The sequence below is a fragment of the Mesorhizobium sp. CA5 genome (assembly GCF_020165105.1).
In the GTDB taxonomy this organism is placed as follows: domain Bacteria; phylum Pseudomonadota; class Alphaproteobacteria; order Rhizobiales; family Rhizobiaceae; genus Mesorhizobium.
Genome location: NZ_JAIUHJ010000004.1, coordinates 13,588 through 34,314 on the forward strand (window position 1 = coordinate 13,588; position 20,727 = coordinate 34,314).

General features: G+C 63.5%; 18 protein-coding genes and 1 pseudogene. 14 read left to right on the forward strand and 5 right to left on the reverse strand.

Translation table 11 applies throughout. From position 1 onward, the window contains the following. The first annotated feature begins 180 nt into the window (after positions 1-180). A complete protein-coding gene (locus tag LB529_RS06720) occupies positions 181-1,101 on the forward strand; it encodes a LysR family transcriptional regulator (RefSeq protein WP_140844725.1) in 921 nt (306 codons plus the stop codon). Between the two features lie 90 nt (positions 1,102-1,191). Here LB529_RS06720 and LB529_RS06725 read toward each other — a convergent pair whose 3' ends face one another. Then, positions 1,192-2,022: a PhzF family phenazine biosynthesis protein gene (locus tag LB529_RS06725; RefSeq protein ID WP_224638065.1), complete on the reverse strand. Its 831-nt coding sequence runs from the start codon at positions 2,020-2,022 to the stop codon at positions 1,192-1,194. A 225-nt stretch (positions 2,023-2,247) separates the two neighbouring features. Between LB529_RS06725 and dps the strand changes: the two genes are divergently transcribed. Beyond that, positions 2,248-2,736 carry a DNA starvation/stationary phase protection protein Dps gene (dps, locus tag LB529_RS06730; protein ID WP_140628686.1) on the forward strand — a complete coding sequence of 163 codons (489 nt, stop codon included), beginning with the start codon at positions 2,248-2,250 and terminating at the stop codon, positions 2,734-2,736. A 37-nt stretch (positions 2,737-2,773) separates the two neighbouring features. On the opposite strand, the gene xdhC is transcribed toward dps, so the two are convergent. Genes xdhC through uraH form a run of 4 tightly spaced genes read right to left on the reverse strand, consistent with a single transcriptional unit; the run spans position 2,774 to position 7,946 of the window. Next, the gene (xdhC, locus tag LB529_RS06735) at positions 2,774-3,676 is read right to left on the reverse strand and encodes a xanthine dehydrogenase accessory protein XdhC (RefSeq protein ID WP_224710609.1); all 903 of its coding nucleotides are present in this window, start codon (positions 3,674-3,676) and stop codon (positions 2,774-2,776) included. 53 nt (positions 3,677-3,729) lie between these two features. After that, a complete protein-coding gene (gene xdhB / locus LB529_RS06740; protein WP_224710610.1) occupies positions 3,730-6,093 on the reverse strand; it encodes a xanthine dehydrogenase molybdopterin binding subunit in 2,364 nt (787 codons plus the stop codon). Then, entirely contained in the window at positions 6,093-7,568 is a 1,476-nt protein-coding gene (xdhA, locus tag LB529_RS06745) for a xanthine dehydrogenase small subunit (RefSeq protein WP_224710611.1), read from the reverse strand. Before xdhA ends, xdhB begins: the two co-directional genes overlap by 1 nt. A gap of 3 nt (positions 7,569-7,571) precedes the next feature. Beyond that, positions 7,572-7,946, reverse strand: coding sequence for a hydroxyisourate hydrolase (gene uraH, locus LB529_RS06750; RefSeq protein ID WP_224532603.1), 375 nt, complete (start codon positions 7,944-7,946; stop codon positions 7,572-7,574). Between the two features lie 169 nt (positions 7,947-8,115). Between uraH and puuE the strand changes: the two genes are divergently transcribed. The 12 genes and pseudogenes from puuE (at position 8,116) to LB529_RS06810 (ending at position 20,609) form a co-directional block, all read left to right on the forward strand. Next, positions 8,116-9,540 carry an allantoinase PuuE gene (gene puuE, locus LB529_RS06755; RefSeq protein WP_224710612.1) on the forward strand — a complete coding sequence of 475 codons (1,425 nt, stop codon included), beginning with the start codon at positions 8,116-8,118 and terminating at the stop codon, positions 9,538-9,540. Positions 9,541-9,554: 14 nt separating this feature from the next. After that, positions 9,555-10,415, forward strand: coding sequence for a bifunctional allantoicase/(S)-ureidoglycine aminohydrolase (locus tag LB529_RS06760; RefSeq protein ID WP_224710613.1), 861 nt, complete (start codon positions 9,555-9,557; stop codon positions 10,413-10,415). Then, a complete protein-coding gene (locus LB529_RS06765) occupies positions 10,412-10,903 on the forward strand; it encodes an ureidoglycolate lyase (protein WP_224710614.1) in 492 nt (163 codons plus the stop codon). The genes LB529_RS06760 and LB529_RS06765 overlap by 4 nt, the downstream gene beginning before the upstream one ends. Before the next feature lie 15 nt (positions 10,904-10,918). Further along, on the forward strand, positions 10,919-11,512 hold the full coding sequence (locus LB529_RS06770) for a nucleoside deaminase (protein ID WP_224610201.1): 594 nt from the start codon (positions 10,919-10,921) through the stop codon (positions 11,510-11,512). Positions 11,513-11,560: 48 nt separating this feature from the next. Further along, positions 11,561-11,866, forward strand: coding sequence for a type II toxin-antitoxin system MqsR family toxin (locus LB529_RS06775; RefSeq protein ID WP_224532598.1), 306 nt, complete (start codon positions 11,561-11,563; stop codon positions 11,864-11,866). A gap of 2 nt (positions 11,867-11,868) precedes the next feature. Then, positions 11,869-12,282 (forward strand): type II toxin-antitoxin system MqsA family antitoxin, encoded by a 414-nt coding sequence (locus tag LB529_RS06780; RefSeq protein WP_224710615.1) that lies wholly within the window; start codon positions 11,869-11,871, stop codon positions 12,280-12,282. Between the two features lie 79 nt (positions 12,283-12,361). After that, entirely contained in the window at positions 12,362-14,347 is a 1,986-nt protein-coding gene (locus LB529_RS06785; protein ID WP_224710616.1) for a CocE/NonD family hydrolase, read from the forward strand. A gap of 148 nt (positions 14,348-14,495) precedes the next feature. Then, positions 14,496-16,082, forward strand: a complete 1,587-nt coding sequence (locus tag LB529_RS06790; RefSeq protein WP_095769414.1) for an ABC transporter substrate-binding protein — start codon at positions 14,496-14,498, stop codon at positions 16,080-16,082. A 16-nt stretch (positions 16,083-16,098) separates the two neighbouring features. After that, positions 16,099-17,058: an ABC transporter permease gene (locus LB529_RS06795; protein ID WP_224532595.1), complete on the forward strand. Its 960-nt coding sequence runs from the start codon at positions 16,099-16,101 to the stop codon at positions 17,056-17,058. A gap of 12 nt (positions 17,059-17,070) precedes the next feature. Continuing rightward, entirely contained in the window at positions 17,071-17,895 is an 825-nt protein-coding gene (locus LB529_RS06800) for an ABC transporter permease (RefSeq protein ID WP_095769416.1), read from the forward strand. After that, positions 17,895-19,550, forward strand: coding sequence for an ABC transporter ATP-binding protein (locus LB529_RS06805; RefSeq protein WP_224710617.1), 1,656 nt, complete (start codon positions 17,895-17,897; stop codon positions 19,548-19,550). The genes LB529_RS06800 and LB529_RS06805 overlap by 1 nt, the downstream gene beginning before the upstream one ends. Before the next feature lie 218 nt (positions 19,551-19,768). Further along, positions 19,769-20,609: pseudogene (locus LB529_RS06810) on the forward strand (alkaline phosphatase family protein). Positions 20,610-20,727 lie beyond the last annotated feature (118 nt).

Here is a 20,727-nt window from a genome sequence, read left to right on the forward strand (position 1 = left end):
ACTAGGGTGCCTAAGGTGTGTGAGGATTCAGGTCAGGCCGAGCCGAAAACGGCGCGTTTCGAGAACCGGGGCGGAGCGTAGTTGAAGTACGTGAGCACCGGAAGCGCAGGAACCCGGCGTTTGCAGGCCGGCATCAGCTGAATCTCCACACACCTTCGCGCAGCCGCTTGAGAGCCACACATGGCCTATCTCGACAACATCGCTGTCTTCGTTCGTGTCGTCGAGCTCGGCAATCTTTCGGCGGCGGGGCGCGACATGCGCATTTCGCCGGCGGTCGCCTCCAACCGCATCAAGGAACTGGAGAAACATCTTGGGGTGCGGCTGTTCAACCGTACGACAAGGCAGTTGATGCCGACCGAGCATGGCACCGTGTTCTACACCGGCGCCAAGCAGGTGCTGGACGCGATCACCGAGGCGGAAGCGGCGGTCGCCGCGCTCTCCGGCCAGCCACGCGGGACCATCAGGGTCACGGCGCCGCTCGGCCTCGGCCGGAGGCTGATCGCGTCAGGCATTCCGGACTTCCACGACAAATATCCCGATATCGAGGTGAGGCTTCGGCTCTCCGACCATAATGTCGATATCATGAAGGAAGGCATCGACGTCGCCTTCCGGCTCGGCATCATCGAGGATTCGAGCCTCAGGATGCGCGGCATCATGGAATGCGAGCGCGTGCTGGTGGCGGCGCCGAAATACCTGGAAGCGCGCGGCGAGCCGACCGAGGCGCAGGAGCTGATCGGTAAAAAGCACGACTGCCTGATGCTGCGCTATGCCGGCGCGCGCGAATATGTCTGGACGCTGCAGACGCCGAACGGACCTCAGAAATTCGAGGTGCACGGTCCCTATGACACCGACGACGGCGACGTTCTGACCGGCTGGGCACTATCGGGGCGCGGCATCATCAACAAGCCGCGTTTCGAGGTCGAGCCGTTCATCCGCGACCGGCGGCTGAAGGTGATCCTGCCCCAGGCGCCACCGACGCCGGTGCAGTTCGCCGCCGTCTATCCGCACAAGAAGCTGCAGGATCCGAAGGTGCGGCTGCTGCTCGACTTCATGGCCGAGCGCTGCCAGCGGCTGATCAAGGACCTCCTGGCCGGGAAGTAACGGCCGGTGGCGTCGCCATTCCGGACGGAAGGCTACGGCGAAAGGCGCCGGGCCTAGCCGCGGCGCACTTTTTCCTGGAATGGCCTCGGATCAGTCCATTAGCCTGGCCGTGCCGGACACCCTGATCGAGCTGCCGGGGGCCGGTGGAATATCGGCATGAAGGCGCGAGCGCATACCCATATCCTCGCCTTGGACGATGTCGATGGCGCCGCCATGCGGCCAGCCGAGATCACGCAGATAGCCGGCAAAGGCAGCGGTCGCAGCGCCCGTCGCAGGATCCTCGTAGACGCCGCCGGACGCGAAGGGATTGCGCGTGTGAAAGAGGCGCGGTGTCTCGGCATGGGCGAGCAGGATGGTGACCAGGCCTTCGCGCCGCATGAAGGACTGGCCCTGCTTCAAGTCATAGGCCATGGCGGCCAACGCCGCGCGCGACTTCAGCGCCAGCACGAGATGATCGGCGCCGCCATGGATGAGCGCCGGTGGAATGGCGGGATCGAGATCGCCCGGCTGATAGCCAAGCAAGGCGAGCGCTTCGCCGACCAGTTCCGAGGATGCGGCCTTGCTGCGCGTCGGTGGCGACTGCAAGGCGGCGGCAAAGTTGGCGCCATCGCGAAAGCCTTCGACGGTGATGTCCGCCTGGTTGAGAATCAGCCTGAAGATGCCGTCGCCGAACTTTCCGACCAGCGCCGCGCCGAGCGCGATCGTGGCATGGCCGCAGAACGGCACTTCCGACTCCGGCGAAAAATAGCGCACGCGCCAGACGTCGCCCTCGGGCGCCGCGAAGGCGGTTTCCGAGAAACCGACATCCGCCGCGACACGCTGCATGTCGGCGACGTCGGGCAGCGTCTCGCCAATCACCACGCCGGCGGGATTGCCGCCGGTGTTCCCGTCCGAAAATGCGGCGATCTTCAATATGTCCATGTTCCTGACCCCGTTATCCGTGAGGCGCAACAAACACGTTTCGCGCCGCTTTGGGAAATGAGGAAAGCAGCAAGCAGCGGTGAGCGCCAGTCACACCTGCAATCGGGGATGGTGCCCCTCGATCCAACGCGGAACGAAATTCTGGTCATCACCGTTCTGACGGTTGGCGGTCGTTCGGGCCGCCTTCAGCTTTCATCATGCGACGCAGCGGGACAGGAGCCGACCATGGACGCCATCGTCACCAAGAACGACCTCAAATCCGATGCCAAGAAGGAATCGATCGATCTGCTCAACGCCAGGCTTGCCGACGCCATCGACCTGGCGCTGATCACCAAGCAGGCGCATTGGAACGTCAAGGGCCCGCAATTCATCGCCATCCACGAGATGCTGGACGAATTCCGCGAGGAGATCGACGGCCATGTCGACATCATCGCCGAGCGCGCCGTGCAGCTCGGCGGCACCGCGCACGGCACCTCGCAGGAAGTGTCGAAGGCGACCAAGCTGAGGCCTTATCCGACCGACATCCACAAGACCAAGGATCATCTGGCGGCGTTGATCGACCGCTATGCCACGGCCGCCAAGCTGACCCGCGAAGCAATCGACGAGGCCGACGACGCCGGCGATCGCGATACGGCGGACATCTTCACCGCCTATTCGCGCTCGCTCGACAAATTGCTGTGGTTCCTCGAGGCGCACACGCAGGAAAAAGAATAGCCAGGCGCTTCCCGGCTTTCACAACATGGCCGGCAGGTTAGCCCGCCATCGTCTTTTCGGGCGCGGCCGAAGCAGCCGGCTGGGCGCCGTGCGACACCAGCGCCGTCATGATCTCTGCGGCGGCGAGCGCTGCAATCACCGGCGGGCGCTTGTCCTTCACCGCATTGCCGCCGATCGGTGAGATGAGCCGGGCGAACTGCGCTTCGCTGCCCTCGGCGGATTTCAGGAACCAGTTCCTGAAGGTCGCCTTCTTGGTCTTCGAGCCGATCATGCCGACATAGGCGCTGTCGTCGCGCTTCAGCGCCTCGGCGACGATCAAGAAATCCAGCGCATGATCATGGGTCAGGATCGCGAAGGCCGATCCCGCCGGCGCCTCGCGCACCACGGCTTCGGGCAACGATGTCAGCCGCGTCTCCACCGTTTCCGGCATGCCTTCCAGCGCCTCGGCGCGGGTCTCGACGACGAAGACATGGATCGGCAGCAGCGCCAGCGAAGCTGCCAATGCCCGACCGACATGGCCGCCGCCGAACAGATAGACATGCGGCAGACGCGCCTCTTCCGATTCAGCGTTGGCGATCAGCTGCTGCTCCAGCGAAGCATCGACGAGGCGGATCGACACCTTCACGCGGCCGCCGCAGCATTGGCCGATCTCCGGCCCGAGCGGAACGTCAAGCGTTGCGCAGATCTCATCGACCTCGGTACGGGCTTCACCGGCCGGAGATCGCGACCGCTGCCCTGCATTCAATACCTGCCGCGCCTTGTCGATCGCCATGTATTCGAGCTGACCGCCGCCGATGGTGCCGAAAATCGACGATGCCGAGACAAGCATGAAGGCACCGGCTTCGCGCGGCGTCGAACCCTTCGTCGCCGCCACTTCAACCAACGCAGCCTGGCCGACCCGGCCGAGGAATTCCTTCAGCTGTTGCGCTTTCGAGTTCATCGTCTGCATTTCCACTTGGGAAATATAGGGTTTTTCGGCCCGAATTGCACGTTTTAAGCCGGCTTCGCGGCTTCCCGCTTCAACCTCTCGATCGCCATCAGCACCCGTTCGGGCGTCGCCGGCGCGTCGAGGCGCGGACAGATCTTGTGATCCGCGACGCTGGCCACCGCGTCCGACAGCGCATGCAGCACCGACATGCCGTGCGGCAGCGGCGGCTCGCCTACAGCCTTGGAGCGGTGGATGGTCGGTTCATAGGCAGACGACCAGTCGGTCAGCTTAACGTTGAATATCTTCGGACGGTCGGACGCGAGCGGAATCTTGTAAGTCGACGGCGCATGCGTACGCAGCCGGCCGCTGTCGTCCCACCACAGCTCCTCCGTCGTCAGCCAGCCCATGCCCTGGATGAAGCCGCCCTCGACCTGGCCGAGGTCGATAGCCCGGTTCAGCGAACGGCCGGCGTCATGCAGGATATCGGTGCGCTCGACGACATATTCGCCAGTCAGCGTGTCGACCGAGACTTCCGAGCAGGCCGCGCCATAGGCGTAATAGTAGAAGGCATGGCCGCGGCCCTTGCTGCGGTCCCAATGGATCTTCGGCGTCTTGTAGAAACCGGCCGCCGAGAGCTGGATGCGATTGATATAGGCCTGCTTGACCAGATCGTTGAACGCCACTTCCTGGTTGCCGATGCGCACCCGGTTGGGCAGGAACACGACCTGATCGTGCGGCACCTGATACTTGTCGGCGGCGAAATCGGTCAGCCGCTTGCGGATCTGGCGGGCGGCGTCCTGCGCCGCCATGCCGTTGAGGTCGGCGCCGGACGACGCGGCCGTCGGCGAGGTGTTCGGCACCTTGGCGGTGGTGGTGGCGGTGATCTTGACCCGGTCAAGATCGATCTGGAACTCCTCGGCCACGACCTGCGCCACCTTGAGGTGCAGGCCCTGGCCCATCTCGGTGCCGCCATGGTTCATATGGACGGAGCCGTCGGCATAGACATGCACCAGCGCGCCGGCCTGGTTGGCTTCCGTCTTGGTGAAGGAGATGCCGAACTTTACCGGCGTCAGCGCCAGACCACGCTTGATGAAGCGGCTGTTGTTGTTGAAGGCGCTGATCTCGCGGCGTCGCCGCGCATAGTTCGCGCTTTCCTCCAGCTCGGCCACGATGCGCTGGATGATGCAGTCCTCGACCTTCTGATGATAGGGCGTGACGCTGCGCTCGCCGATCGCCTCCATCGGATCGTAGAAATTCAATTTGCGGATCTCGAGCGAGTCCTTGCCGACGGCGAAGGCAACCTCGTCGATGACGCGCTCCGCGCCGACCATGCCTTGCGGGCCGCCAAAGCCGCGGAAGGCGGTGTTGGAGACGGTGTTGGTGTAGAGCGGCGCCGATTTCGCATGCACCGCAGGATAGAAATAGGCATTGTCGCAGTGGAACAGCGCGCGGTCGCCGACCGGACCGGAGAGGTCGGCGGAGAACCCGCAGCGCAACGCATAGGTGAAGTCGACGCCCAGGATATTACCCTCGTCGTCGAAGCCGACCTCGTAGTCGATGGCGAAGTCGTGCCGCTTGCCGGTGGCGGTCATGTCCTCGTCGCGGTCGAGCCGGATTTTCACCGCGCGCTTCAGCTTCTTGGCGGCGATGGCCGCGATGGCCGCGCACTGATTGGCCTGCGTCTCCTTGCCGCCGAAGCCGCCGCCCATGCGGCGCACTTCGACTGTCACCGCATGGCTCGGCACGCCGAGCGCATGGGCAACCAGATGCTGCGTCTCGCTCGGACCCTGCGTCGAGCAATAGACGACGACCTCGTCGTCCTCGCCGGGGATCGCCAGCGAGACCTGGCCTTCGAGATAGAAATGATCCTGGCCGCCGAGCCACATGCGGTTCTTGATGCGGCGCGGAGCGGCGGCAATCGCCGCGGCGGCATCGCCGCGCTTCAGGATCAACGGCGTGGTGACCTGCTTGTCGTTGACCGGGTCGAGGTTCCAGATGTCGATGACGGCCGGAAGCTCGTCATACTCGATTTTTGCGAAACGCGCCGCGCGGCGCGCTTCCTCACGCGTCTCGGCAACCACGGCGAAGATCGGCTGGCCGTAAAACTCAATCTTGCCCTCGGCGAGCACCGGATCGTCATGCATGTTGCTCGGCGAAACATCGTTCTCGCCGGGCACGTCGGCATAGGTCAGCACATCGACCACGCCCGGCGCCGAACGCACGGCCGACAGGTCGACGCTTTTCAGCGTGCCGTGCGCGATCTTCGACAGGCCGAGGCCAATATGCAGCGTGCCGGCAGGCTCCGGCATGTCGTCGATATAGACGGCGGCGCCGCTGACATGCTTGTGCGCGGAATCGTGCCGCTGGTCGGTGGCGACACCGCCTGCGATCTTTTCCGCCTTGAGATTGGGAGTGGCGTGCTTGTTCATCAGGCGGCCTCGTTGCGCGAGACCTGGAACGGCGCTTTCGTTCCGGTCGTCTCGATATAGAAGCGCAGCAGAAGGTTCTTTGCCGCCAGCGCCCGGTATTCGGCGGTCGCGCGCATGTCGGTCAGCGGCGTGAAGTCGCTGGCGTATTGCGCCATCGCGGCCTCCACTGTCGCTTCACTCCAGGTTTTGCCAATAAGCGCCTTTTCGACTGCCGCGGCGCGCTTCGGCGTCGCCGCCATGCCGCCATAGGCGATGCGGATGTCGGCTACCGCGCCATCCTTGGCCAAGGTCAGGTTGAATGCCCCGAGCGTCGCGGTGATATCCTCGTCGCGGCGCTTGGTGACCTTATAGACGGCAAACTTCGTGTCCTTTGCCGGCACCGGCACATGCACGGATTCGACGAATTCGCCGGGCTGACGGTCCTGCTTGCCATAGGCGATGAAGAAGGTTTCGAGCGGTATGGCGCGGCGGGCCTCGCCCTTGCGCAGCGTGAGCTGCGCGCCGAGCGCGATCAATGGCGGCGGCATGTCGCCGATCGGCGAGCCGTTGGCGATGTTGCCGCCGATGGTGCCCATGTTGCGCACCTGCTCGCCGCCGATGCGGTCGACGAGCGGCCCCAATGCCGGGACACGCTTCGACAGCGTCTCGAAGGCTTCGGTGTAGGTCACGCCGGCGCCGATGGTGATGACGCCGTCTTTTTCCGAGGTCGTACGCAAGCCGTCGAGGCCGCCGATGAAGATCGCCGGCGAGATGTCGCGCATATGCTTGGTGACCCACAGGCCGACATCGGTCGAGCCGGCGACGATGGTGGCGCCCGGTTCCTTCTCGAGGAAGGCTGCGAAATCGTCGACGCTGGCCGGCACGATCAGCCGCGCCTTGCCCGACCCGATCTCGACCCTGGCGCCATCGCGCAGTGCCTTCAGCCGCGCGGTGATGTCGTCGCGCTCCACGGCCAGCGGATCCTTAGCCGCCCTGCCGTAGCTCGAAATGGCGTGCGCGGCGCGCATGATCGCCTCATAGCCGGTGCAGCGGCACAGATTGCCCTGCAGAGCCTTTTCGATCGCCGCGTTGGACGGGTCGGGCGTCTTCATCCACAGTCCGTAGAGCGACATAATGAAGCCCGGCGTGCAGAAGCCGCATTGCGAGCCGTGGAAATCGACCATCGCCTGCTGCACCGGATGCAGTTTTTCACCGTCGCCGCGCAGATGCTCCACGGTGACGACATGGGTGCCGTCGAGCGAGCCCACGAAGCGGATGCAGGCATTGACGCTTTCATAGACGAGACCTTCGGTGGAGAGCTTGCCGACCAGCACCGTGCAGGCGCCGCAATCGCCCTCGGCGCAGCCTTCCTTGGTGCCGCGCAGCGAGCGGTTGAGCCGCAGCCAGTCGAGCAAGGTCGCATCGGGCGCGACGTCTTTCAGCGCCACGTCGCTGCCGTTCAGGATGAAGCGTATTTCGTTGCGGGTCTCAGCCATGTCTCAGCTCCCCCGATAGGTCGAGTAGCCGTAAGGCGAAATCAAGAGCGGGACGTGATAGTGCCGTGCTTCCGCCATGCCGAAGCGGATCGGCACGATGTCGAGGAAAGCAGGTTGCGGCAGGTCGATCCCCTGGCCGCGCAGATAGTCGCCGGCGGCGAAGACCAGTTCATATTCGCCGGTGCGGAAATCGGCGCCGGCAAGCAGCGGCGCGTCGCAGCGCCCGTCATCGTTGGTGGCGACGGTCTTGAGGTGCGTGCGGCCCTGGCCCTCGATGCGAAAAAGGCCGATCGACAGGCCCTTTGCAGGCCGGCCGGCCGCGGTGTCGAGCACATGGGTCGTCAGGCGCCCGCCATCGGCTTTCGACGTCTCTGCCACTGGCCGCCTCCCATCCCGGTTCAGTTTCAGGTCAATTGTGCGCCAATTAAAGGCTATGCATAAGCCCCGGTCGAGCGGAGCGTGGCAAAAAGCACTTTCAAAAATTTTCGGGGGAATGCATGCGCACTCCTTTCGATATCTTCATCTCGACCATCGGGCAGGAGCGGCAATGCGTTACGATCGGGACATGCGCGGTTACGGGGCAAATCCGCCGGATCCGAAATGGCCTGGCGGCGCGCATGTCGCGGTGCAGTTCGTCGTCAACTATGAAGAGGGCGGCGAGAACTGCGTGCTGCATGGCGACAAGGCTTCGGAAGCCTTCCTGTCCGAAATCGTCGGCGCGGCGCCCTGGGTTGGCCAACGCCATTGGAACATGGAATCGATCTATGAATACGGGGCGCGGGCCGGCTTCTGGCGGCTCCACCGGCTGTTCACCGAAGCGCAAGTGCCGGTGACTTGCTATGGCGTCGCCACGGCGCTGGCGCGCTCGCCCGACCAGGTCGCGGCGATGCAGGAGGCCGGCTGGGAAATCGCCTCGCACGGGCTGAAATGGATCGACTACCGCGACCACTCGGCCGAGGACGAGCGGCGCGATCTCGAAGAGACGATCAAGCTGCATTACGAGGTGACCGGCGCGCGGCCGACCGGCTGGTACACCGGCCGCACTTCGGTCAACACGGTACGGCTCGTCGCCGAGGAAGGCGGCTTCGACTACGTCTCCGATACCTATGACGACGAACTGCCCTACTGGTTCGATCGCGACGGGCTGGAGAAGCCGCAGCTCATCATCCCCTACACGCTCGACGCCAATGACATGCGCTTCGCGACGCCGCAGGGCTTCAACTCCGGCGACCAGTTCTTCGCCTATCTGAAGGACAGTTTCGATACGCTCTATGCCGAGGGCAAGGCGGGCAGGCCGCGCATGATGAATATCGGCCTGCATTGCCGGCTGGTCGGCCGTCCCGGACGGGTCGCGGCGCTGAAGCGCTTCGTCGACTATGTGAAATCGCATGACAAGGTGTGGCTGACACGGCGCATCGACATCGCCAAACACTGGCGCGAGACGCACCCCTACGAGGCACCGGCGCTGCGGCCGTCGCGGATGGGGTTCGAGGAATTCGTGCATGCCTTCGGCGGAGTGTTCGAGCATTCGCCCTGGATCGCCGAGCGCGCCTACGAACTGGAACTCGGGCCCGCGCATGACAGCGCGGGCGGCCTGCACAATGCGCTCTGCCGCGTCTTCCGCGCGGCAACGGAAGCCCAACGGCTTTCCATCCTCAACGCTCATCCGGACCTCGCAGGCAAGCTGGCGGCGGCCAAGCGGCTGACGCCCGAGTCGGCCAAGGAGCAGGCCTCCGCCGGGCTCGACGCGTTGACCGACAAGGAGCGCGAGCTGTTCTCGAAACTCAACGCCGCCTATGTCACCACCTTCGGCTTCCCCTTCATCATCGCGGTCAAGGGCAAGACCAAGGACGAAATCCTGGCGGAGTTCGAGGCGCGGATCGGCAACAGCCGCGGCACCGAGTTGGAAACCGCCTGCAAACAGGTCGAGCGCATCGCACTGCTTCGCCTGAAAGACATGCTCCCGCAATAACGCCAGGGATCCTCATGGATATGATCAAGACTGCCGAGCGAACCTATTACGCCCCGCATGGCGGCCATCCCGGCCAGAACGAGCTTCTGACCGGCCGCGCCGTCTTCACCGAGGCCTATGCAGTCATCCCCAGGGGCGTGATGAAGGACATCGTCACCAGCCCACTGCCGTTCTGGGACGAGACGCGGGCCTGGATCATCGCAAGGCCGCTCTCGGGCTTCGCCGAGACGTTCTCGCAATACATCGTCGAAGTTCTGCCTGGGGGCGGCAGCCGCCGGCCCGAACTCGACGCTGGCGCCGAGGGTGTGCTGTTCGTCGTCGAGGGCGAGCTCACCGTTTCGCTTGCCGGCAAAAAAAATGTGCTTGCCCCCGGCGGCTTTGCCTTCCTGCCGCCGTCGAGCGGCTGGACGGTGCGCAACGAGAGCGGCAGCGCCGTTCGCTTCCACTGGATTCGCAAGGTCTATGAGGCTGTCGACGGCCTCGACGCGCCGGAAGCCTTCTTCTCGAGCGATCAGGACGTTGCGCCAAGCCCGATGCCAGGCACGGAAGGGCGCTGGGCAACGACCCGCTTCGTCGACCCGGCCGACATGCGCCACGACATGCATGTCACCATCGTGACGCTGAAGCCGGGTGCGGTTATCCCCTTCGCCGAAACCCATGTCATGGAGCATGGGCTCTATGTGCTGGAAGGCAAGGCGGTCTACCGCCTCAACCAGGACTGGGTCGAGGTCGAAGCCGGCGATTTCATGTGGCTGCGCGCCTTCTGCCCACAGGCCTGCTATGCCGGCGGCCCCGGCAATTTCCGCTACCTGCTCTACAAGGACGTCAACAGGCACGCCAGGCTTGCCGGCTATCTTGGGGGCAAGGCACGGTGAGCCGCATCGTCGCCCGACCGCTGACCCGCGAGAACTTCGCGCCCTTCGGCGACGTCATCGACATGGGCGGCGACAACCGCTACCCGATCAATGGCGGCAAGGCGATGCGTTATCACGACCTCGCCACCGCCGAGGCCGCAGGCCCGAATGCGCGCGTGCTGATCTCGATGGTGCGCGGCACGCCCTATGAGATGCCGCTCAAGCTCACCATGGTCGAGCGTCATCCGCTCGGCAGCCAGGCCTTCATCCCGCTGTCGCCGCGGCCGTTCCTGGTGGTCGTCTGCCATGACACCAAGGACGGTCCGGGTGAGCCGCATGCCTTTCTCGCCGGCCCCGGACAAGGCATCAACTACCGCCGCAACCTCTGGCACGGCGTGCTGACGCCGATCGGCGAGGAACAGGATTTCCTCATCCTCGACCGCGGCGGCGACGGCTCCAATCTCGAAGAGTTCCATTTCTCGCATCCTTACGAGATCCACCTTCCCTGAAAGCTCGCGATTCCCATGACCGACATTTCGCTGATCGACCGCCTGCTCGATGTGATCGAGCACGACATCGTGCCGAAGACGGCGCAAGGCGTTGCCCATGGCAACAAGCTGTTCGGCGCCGCGATCCTGCGGAAAGACGACCGCTCGCTGGTGCTGGCCGAGACCAACAACGAGATGGAAAATCCGCTCTGGCATGGCGAGGTGCACTGCCTGAAGCGCTTCTACGAGATGCCCAAGGCCGAGCGCGTCGACACCAAGGATGCGCTGTTCGTCGCCACGCACGAGCCCTGCTCGCTCTGCCTGTCGGCGATCACCTGGACCGGTTTCGACAATTTCTACTATCTCTTCAGCCATGAGGATTCGCGCGACAGTTTTGCCATCCCGCACGATCTCAGGATTCTGAAGGAGGTCTTCACCCTTGACCCCGGCGGCTACAACGCCGAGAACGCCTATTGGAAGAGCTTTTCCATACGCAGGCTGGTCAGGGCTTTGCCCGACGCTGAGCGCAAGCGGCTGGAGGCTCGGATCGGCAGGATTTCGGCGCGCTATGACGAGCTGTCGGAGGCCTATCAGGCAAGCAAGGCCGACAACGACATTCCGCTGAACTGAGCAATTTTCGAATCTTGATTTGCCACCTTTATGGTGGCATATTGAAGTATGGAGAAGCGCAGACCGACTTACGATCTTGATGCGATCAAGACGACGTTTGGGTCTGCCGATACGCTGGCAATCACGATATCAGCGCTGCGCGATGCCATTGGTCTCGGCTTCGATCGCACGAGTGTCGTCGAGGTGATTGGCACCATGACACCAAAGATGTTCGTAAAATCGATGACAACGTTCGCGGATCATCGGGTCTGGCAAGATGTTTACCATGTCCCAGCGCGCGACCTGATCCTCTATGTGAAATTTCAGGCGGATGTCGTGACTGAATTCACGGTTGTGGCATTCAAGGAGAAATAGCCATGGCAAAAAAAGAGAGGCCTGAAACGATGACCTCCCCGGAAACAGGAGAGACGCTGACGCGCGGGGTTCGTCCATTCGCCGTGACCTACAAGGGCGAGAGCATGACGGTCGACCTGCCCGGCTATTATCCAGCTTCGGATGGTGAGAGCGTGCATATCGGGGATGACATGATTGCTGTCGATGCCGCTCTGCGCATTCTCAAGGAAAAGATCGACGGCGTGCCGGCGCCAGAAACTATCCGGCGCATGCGCGCAAAGCTAAAGCTGTCGCAGCGCGAGGCGGGTTCCCTGTTCAAGGTCGGAGAGAATGCTTTTGACAAATATGAAAGAGGCCTCATCGAGCCGAGTGGGCCGACCATTCAGTTGATGACGCTGCTCGAGAAACATCCCGAATTGCTCGACGAATTGCGCTAACGACCCAGGTCGCATTTTTTGATGCTCCAGTCGCGATTGGCGATTGAAAGTCGCCACGCTGCGTAGCGTTATGCGCCCCATGAAAACCGTCACCGAATTCCCCCGCAAAGTCGTCGAATTTCCCGATATGGGCATCGTCATGCCGGATGGCTGCCGGCTGTCGGCGCGCGTCTGGATGCCGGAGGACGCGACTGACGATCCGGTGCCGGCGATCCTTGAGCACCTGCCCTACCGCAAGCGCGACGGCACCATCTTTCGCGATCAGCTCACCCATCCCTATTTCGCCGGGCACGGCTACGCCTCGATCCGCGTCGACATGCGCGGCAATGGTGATTCCGAAGGGCTGATGGACGACGAATATTCCGAGCAGGAATTGCAGGACGCCTGCGACGTCATCGCCTGGGCGGCCGCGCAGCCCTGGTGCAACGGCAATGTCGGCATGATGGGCATTTCCTGGGGCGGCTTCAACTGCCTGCAGGTGGCGGCGAAGCAGCCGCCGGCGCTGAAGGCGGTGATCAGCCTGTGCTCGACGGTCGACCGCTATGCCGACGACATCCATTACAAGGGCGGCTGCCTGCTCCTGGAAAATTTCGGCTGGGCCTCGACGATGCTGTCCTATTCGTCGCGGCCTCCGGATCCGGCGATTGCCGGCGGCAACCGCTGGCGGGATTTGTGGCTTAACCGGCTGGAGAACCAGTCTTTTCTCCTCCCGCTCTGGCTCAGCCACCAGCATCGCGACGCCTATTGGAAACGCGGCTCGATCTGCGAGGATTTTTCGGCGGTGAAAGCGGCCGTGCTGTCGATCGGTGGCTGGCATGACGGCTACCGCAACACGATCTCCAATCTCGTCACCAACATCGAGTCACCGGTCAAAGGTATCGTCGGTCCATGGATCCACAAATACCCGCATTACGCCGGGCCCAAGCCGGCGATCGGCTTCCTGCAGGAAGCGCTGCGCTGGTGGGACCGCTGGCTGAAGGGCGCTGAAACCGGCGTCGAGGCCGATCCGGCCTACCGCGCCTATGTGATGGACAGCGTGCGCCCGGCGCGCTGGCATCCCGAGCGGCCGGGCCGCTGGGTGGCCGAGCAGACCTGGCCGTCGGCCAACATCAAGCTTGAGACGATCGAGCTCATCCCCGACGGCGCCAAGCCCGCGATCGTCGCGTCGCCGCAGACCTGCGGACTTGCCGGCGGCGAATATTTTCCCTTCACCTTCGGGCCGGAACTGCCGGGCGACCAACGCCCCGACGACGCGCTGTCGGCTTGTTTCGATCAACCCGAGCTCGGCGAAGCGATCGACATAGTCGGGGCGCCGGAGCTCGAGGTCCGGGTCGCTTCCGATCGGCCCCAGGCCAATATCGCGGTGCGGCTCTGCGACGTGCATCCGGACGGCGCCTCGGAGCTGATCTCCTATGGCGTGCTCAATCTGACCCACCGCAACTCGCATGAATTTCCCGAACCGTTGGTTCCCGGAGAGACGGTTTCGGCGCGCGTCGTGCTCGACCAATGCGCCTATCGTGTGCCGGCCGGCCACAAATTGCGCATCGCCGTTTCGACCGCTTACTGGCCGATGATCTGGCCCTCACCGGAACCGGTACGGCTGGATCTCGTCAAGGCGACGCTGAAGCTGCCGCGGCGTCCGCTGGCAAGAGGGGATGAGGTTTCATTCCCTGAGCCGGAAGGCGCGACGCCGTGGGCGACCGAGACGATCAGGCAGGCGAATTCCGAACGCCAAGTCGATCGCGACGAGAAGACCGGGCTGGTTAGGCTTTCCATAATCGACGATTTCGGCGAGGTGCGCGACATCGACCATGGGCTGGCCAATGGCAGCGTCGTGCGCGAGATATGGACGATCCATCCCGACGACCCGCTGTCGGCCACAGGAGCCACGCATTGGACACAGACCTTGTCGCGCAATGAATGGTCGGTGCGGACCGAGACTTTTGCCGAGATGCGATCGGACGACGCAAACTTCATCGTCAGCGCCAGAATCGAAGCCTATGAGAGCGAAAAGCTGGTCTTCGAACGCGACTTCGAGCAGACGATTCCCCGCTCCATGGTTTGAGCCGAAGCAAGATTGGTCCAAATGCGACGTACGATTTACGCCACTGTATGTCGCATTCGGTCTTGCCTGCCGCTTTCCCTTACGGTCATTATCTCCTCCAATAGCAAGAAACGACCATAAGGTCGGATACCCAGAGTGAGGAACCATTATGTCCAACGAACTCGACTATCTCAGCCGGCGAGTCGCGGCCGGAAAACTTAGCCGTCGCGATTTTCTCGGTCGCGCTGCCGCGCTCGGCGTTACCGCTACCTTTGCCAACTCGCTGCTCTCCAGCGCCGTGCGCGCTGCCGGCCCGGTCAAGGGCGGCACGCTGAAGGCCGGCCTGGTCGGCGGAGAATCCACCAACAGCCTCGATCCGGCCCTGTTCATGACCCAGGTGCCCTTCGCCTTCGGCAAAATGTGGGGCGAATTGATCGTGGAGCTCTCGCCCGACGGCAAGCTGGAGAACCGCATCGCCGAGGAGATCGGCTCTTCGGACGACGCCAAGGTCTGGACGCTGAAAATCCGCGACGGCATCGAATTCCACAACGGCAAGACGGTTACCGCAGAAGACGTCGCGGCCACGCTCGAGCGTCATTCGGACGAGAAGTCCAAGTCCGGCGCGCTGGGCTACATGAAGGGCATCGACACCATCAAGGTCAACGGCAAGGAAGTGGTGCTGACGCTGAAGGAGCCCAACGCCGACCTCCCCTACCTCCTCAGCGACTATCACCTGATCGTGCAGCCGAACGGCGGCAAGGACAAGGCCGATGCGGGCATCGGCGCCGGTCCGTACAAGGTCAAGGTCAATGAGCCCGGCGTGCGCCATGGCGGCGAACGCTTCGCCAATTACTGGCAGGGCGACAAGATGGGCCACGCCGACCAGATCGAAATCATCGTCATCAACGATGCGACAGCGCGCACGGCGGCCCTGCAGGGCGGCCAGGTCAACATGATCAACCGCGTCGAGCCGAAGATCGTCGATCTGATCAAGCGCGTGCCTGGCGTCACCATCCGCAATCACTCCGGGCCGGGCCACTACGTGTTCATCATGCATTGCAACACGGCGCCGTTCGACAACAATGATCTCAGGATGGCGTTGAAGCTGGCGATCGACCGCGAGGAGATGTTGAAAAAAGTGCTGCGCGGCTACGGCTCGCTCGGCAACGATTTCCCGATCAACGCCTCCTACCCGCTATTCACCGAGATCGAGCAGCGCAAGTACGATCCGGACAAGGCCAAATTCCACTACAAGAAGTCCGGCCATGACGGCCCTGTGCTGCTTAGGACCTCGGACGTCGCCTTCCCGGGCGCTGTCGATGCATCCCAGCTTTTCCAGCAGAGCGCCGCCAAGGCCGGCATCAAGATCGAGCTCAAGCGCGAGCCCGGCGACGGCTATTGGAACGAAGTCTGGAACAAGCAGCCCTTCTGCGCCTCCTATTGGGGCGGTCGCTCGACCCAGGACCAGATGTACTCGACCGCCTATCTGTCGACCGCCGATTGGAACGACACGCGTTTCAAGCGCCCGGACTTCGACAAGATGGTGCTGGCCGCGCGCGCCGAACTCGACGAGGCCAAGCGCAAGGCGATCTACCACGACATGGCCGTCATGGTGCGCGACGAAGGCGGCCTGATTCTGCCGATGTTCAATCAGTTCATCGACGCAACAGGCCCCAAGGTGGCGGGCTGGGTGGAGGATCCGCATCAGGAGCTTTGCAACGGCTACGCGCTGGCGAAGTGCTGGCTCGAAGCCTGAGCACGGCCTTGCGGAGATGTCCTCACCCATCGTGAAACTGGTGGCCCAGCGCATTGCGCTGGGCATCCTCCTTCTGCTGGCCGTTTCGGTCCTGATCTTCGCCGGTACGCAGATCCTGCCCGGCGACGTCGCGCAAGCCATCCTTGGACAATCGGCGACCCCGGAGTCGCTGGCCAATCTGCGCGAGCAGCTCGGGCTCAACCAGCCTGCCTATATCCGTTACTTCCACTGGCTGGGCGGCGTGCTGACCGGCGATCTCGGCACCGCCATGTCGAGCGGCCAGGACATCGCGACTTCGATCAAGGAACGGCTGTGGAATACGCTGTTCCTGGCCTTCTGGGCGGCCATCGTGGCTATCCCGCTGGCGATCACGCTTGGGTTGATCGCGGTGCGCTACCGCAATGGCTGGGTCGACAAGCTGATCTCCGGCGTGGCGCTTGCCTCGACCTCCTTCCCGGAGTTCTTCATCGGTTATCTGCTCGTCTTCTACTTCGCGGTCCAGCACCAATGGTTCCCGGCCATCTCGACCGTCTATGACGGAATGTCTTTGGGTGAGCGCCTGCAGGCCATCGCGTTGCCTGCGGCAGCGCTGACTCTGGTGGTGCTGGCCCATATGATGCGCATGACGCGCGCGGCGATCCTCAACGTCATGCAGTCGGCCTATGTCGAGACGGCGGAACTCAAGGGGCTGTCGGCCGCTGCCGTTATCCGCAAGCATGCCTTCCCGAACGCGATCGCGCCGATCATCAACGTCGTCATGCTCAACCTTGCCTATCTGGTGGTCGGCGTCGTCGTGGTCGAGGTGATCTTTGTCTATCCAGGCATGGGGCAATATCTGGTCGACCACGTCACGAAGCGCGACGTGCCGGTCGTGCAGGCGGTCGGCTTGATCTTCGCCGCCGTCTACATCACCCTCAACATCATCGCAGACATTGCGGCGATCGTCGCCAATCCGCGACTCAGGCATCCGAAATAGGGGGCGGCCGATATGCTCGATATCAGACGCATCCCCCTGCCATCGCTGGCCGGCCTGGTGCTGACCGCGCTGTTCGTGCTGGCGGCAATCTTCGCGCCCTTGATCGCGCCGCACGGCAACGCCGAGATCATCGGCGACGTGTGGGAGCCGATGTCGGCCGCGCACTGGCTGGGCACCGACAATCTCGGCCGCGATCTGTTGTCGCGCATGATCTACGGCGCCCGCATCACGCTGTTCATCGCGGTGCTGGCGACGGCGCTGTCGTTCTCGCTCGGCGCCATTCTCGGCTTTTCGGCGGCGGTATTCGGCGGCTGGTACGACACGATCCTGTCGCGGCTCGTCGACCTCCTCATGTCGATCCCGACGCTGATCATGGGCCTCGTCGTGCTTTCGGTGCTGCCGTCGAACCTGGTGACGCTGATCCTGGTCATGGGCATCCTCGATTCGACCCGCGTCTACCGACTGTCGCGCGCGGTCGCCGTCGACATCAACGTCATGGACTATGTCGAGGCAGCGAAGCTGCGCGGCGAAGGCAGCGGCTGGATCATCTTCCGCGAGATCCTTCCCAATGCGCTGTCGCCGCTGGTCTCGGAACTAGGCCTGCGCTTCATCTATGCCGTGCTGTTCCTGTCGACGTTGTCCTTCCTCGGCCTCGGCGTGCAGCCGCCGGATGCCGACTGGGGCGGCATGGTGAAGGAGAATAAGGACGGCATCGTGTTCGGCATTCCGGCGGCGCTCATCCCGGCGGCGGCGATCGCGGCACTTGCGATCTCGGTCAATCTCGTCGCCGACTGGGTGCTCAATCGCACGACGAGCCTGAAGGGAGGACGCGGCTGATGGTTGACGGCAAAGCAAAGTCCGGCCCTCTCCTCGACATCCGCAATCTGCGCATTGAAGCGACGGTCTATCCGCCGGGCGAAGCACCGAGGACCATCACGCTTGTCCACGACGTTTCGCTGACGCTGGAGAAGGGCAAGGTGCTTGGGCTGATCGGCGAGTCCGGCGCCGGCAAGTCGACCATCGGCCTGTCGTCGATGGGCTATGGCCGCGGCGGCGTTCGGATTACCGGCGGCGAGGTCATCCTCAACGGCCGCGACATACTGAAAGGCGGCAAGGAAGGCCTGCGCAAGCTGCGCGGCCGCGAAGTCTGTTATGTCGCCCAGTCGGCTGCGGCGGCCTTCAATCCGGCGCACCGGCTGATGGACCAGGTGGTGGAGGCTACGCTCCTGCACGGCACCGCGACCCGCGCCGAGGCCGAGAAACGCGCCGTCGCCCTGTTCAGGAAGCTCAGCCTGCCCAATCCCGAAACGATCGGCCAACGCTTCCCGCACCAGGTATCGGGCGGCCAGCTGCAGCGCGTGATGACGGCGATGGCGCTGTGCTCCGAGCCGGACCTGATCATCTTCGACGAGCCGACGACGGCCCTCGACGTGACGACGCAGATCGACGTGCTGTCAGCGATCAAGGATGCTATCCGCGACACCCATGTCGCGGCCCTTTACATCACCCACGATCTAGCCGTCGTGGCGCAGGTGTCCGACGAGATCATGGTGCTGCGTCACGGCCGGCTGGTCGAATGGGGAGGCACCCGCCAGATCATCAAGGAGCCGCGCCAGGAATACACCAACGCCCTGGTCTCGGTGCATCAGATCGAACACCAGGAACAGCAGCCGGGCACGACGCCGATGCTATCGGTGAAGAACGTGACGGCCGCCTATGGCGGCGGCCACGTCAAGGTGCTGAAGAACGTTTCGGTCGACATCTTTCCGGGCCAGACGCTGGCCGTGGTCGGCGAGAGCGGTTCCGGCAAATCGACGCTGGCGCGCGCCATCACCGGTCTCTTGCCGCCCGAGAAAGGTAGCGTTGTCTTCGACGGCCGCACGCTTGCCAACAGGCTCGCCGACCGGCCGAAGGAGGACCTTCGCCAGCTGCAGATGATCTACCAGATGGCCGACGTGGCGATGAATCCGCGCCAGACGGTAGGCACCATCATCGGCCGGCCGCTGGAGTTCTATTTCGGCATGAAGGGCCGCGAGCGCGACAAGCGCGTCGCCGAGCTGCTCGACGAGATCGAGATGGGCAAGGGCTTCGTCGACCGCTATCCGGCCGAGCTTTCCGGCGGCCAGAAGCAGCGCGTCTGCATCGCCCGCTCGCTCGCCGCCAAGCCGAAGCTGATCATCTGCGACGAGGTGACCTCGGCGCTCGATCCGCTGGTCGCCCACGGCATCCTCAAGCTGCTGCTCAACTTGCAGCAGATCGAGAAGGTGGCCTATCTCTTCATCACCCACGACCTCGCGACGGTTAAGTCGATCGCTGATTCGATCGCTGTGATGTACCGCGGCGAGGTGGTGCGCTACGGATCCAAAAGCAAGGTGCTGACGCCGCCCTTCGACGCCTACACCGACCTTCTGTTGTCCTCCGTTCCCGAAATGGAGATCGGCTGGCTGGAGAAGGCCATCAAGGGACGGCGCATGGAAAGCGCCGGCAACTGACGCAATTCCGGCAGAGCTGTTAAGCGGCCTCCGCACGGAATTGCGGCGCCGCCAACACCAAGAAGGTCGGCGGTTGGGTGAAGAACCCGAATGGCGAGATGATGGACGGCTATGCGCTCAACGAGTGCTGGCTGAACGCCTGATATCAAGCTATCCAAAGCAGCGCCGCGTGTCCGTGCGACAGGCGGCGCTTCTGTTTTCGATGCATGGGAACCGCCGTGGCGCTCAAATCCAAACTGCTGCTCATCATCCTCGACGGCGTGCCCTACCGGAACTGGCGCCGGCTGATGGGCAATCTCGAAGGCTGGGCGCAATCGGGCGAGGCGCAGGTGTGGAAGATGCGCTCGGTGCTGCCGTCGACCTCCGCCTGCTGTTACGCCTCGATCCACACCGGTGTCACGCCGCAGGTGCACGGCATCCTTTCCAACGAGAACCGTTTTCGCGTCACGCAGCCGGACATTTTTTCGGAAGTGAGCAAGGCCGGCGGCAGGACGGGCGCGGTGACCCACTCCTACTGGTCGGAATTCTTCCGTTCGTATCCGTTCGATCTTGTCGAGGACATGGAGTTCGACGAGCCAAGCGGGCCGATCACGCATGGCCGCTTCCACACCATGACCGGCTACAATCTCAAGAATCAGATGACGCCAAGCGACGTCGACCTGTTCGCGACGCTGACGATGCTGACCAAACGCCATCGCATCGACTACGGCATCCTGCACACCTGCACGCTGGATTCGATGGGTCACCGCTTCGGCCATGACTGCCACGAGATGGACCATGCCTGCTACGCGATGGACGGAATGCTCGCCGCCTTCCTGCCGCAATGGCGCCAGGCTGGCTATGAAGTGATCGTGACGGCCGACCATGGCCAGACCGGCCGCGGCCACCATGGCGGCCATGACCACGAGATGCAGGATTTCGCGCTCTATTATTTCGGGGCCTGCGAATGGGCCTGAGGCCGACACGCTGCTCGACCAGCTGCAGCTCGCGCCGACAGTGCTGAGCCGGCTTGGCGTGGCTGTACCCGAGACGATGAAAGCGAAGGCGTTTTTGGGTTAAAGCGGCCTTTCCTTCTCCCTTTGTGGGAGAAGGTGGATCGGCGCGCAGCGCCGAGACGGATGAGGGGTGTTCCAGCGGAGTGAGACGTCGGCATCCCCTGGAACACCCCTCATCCGGC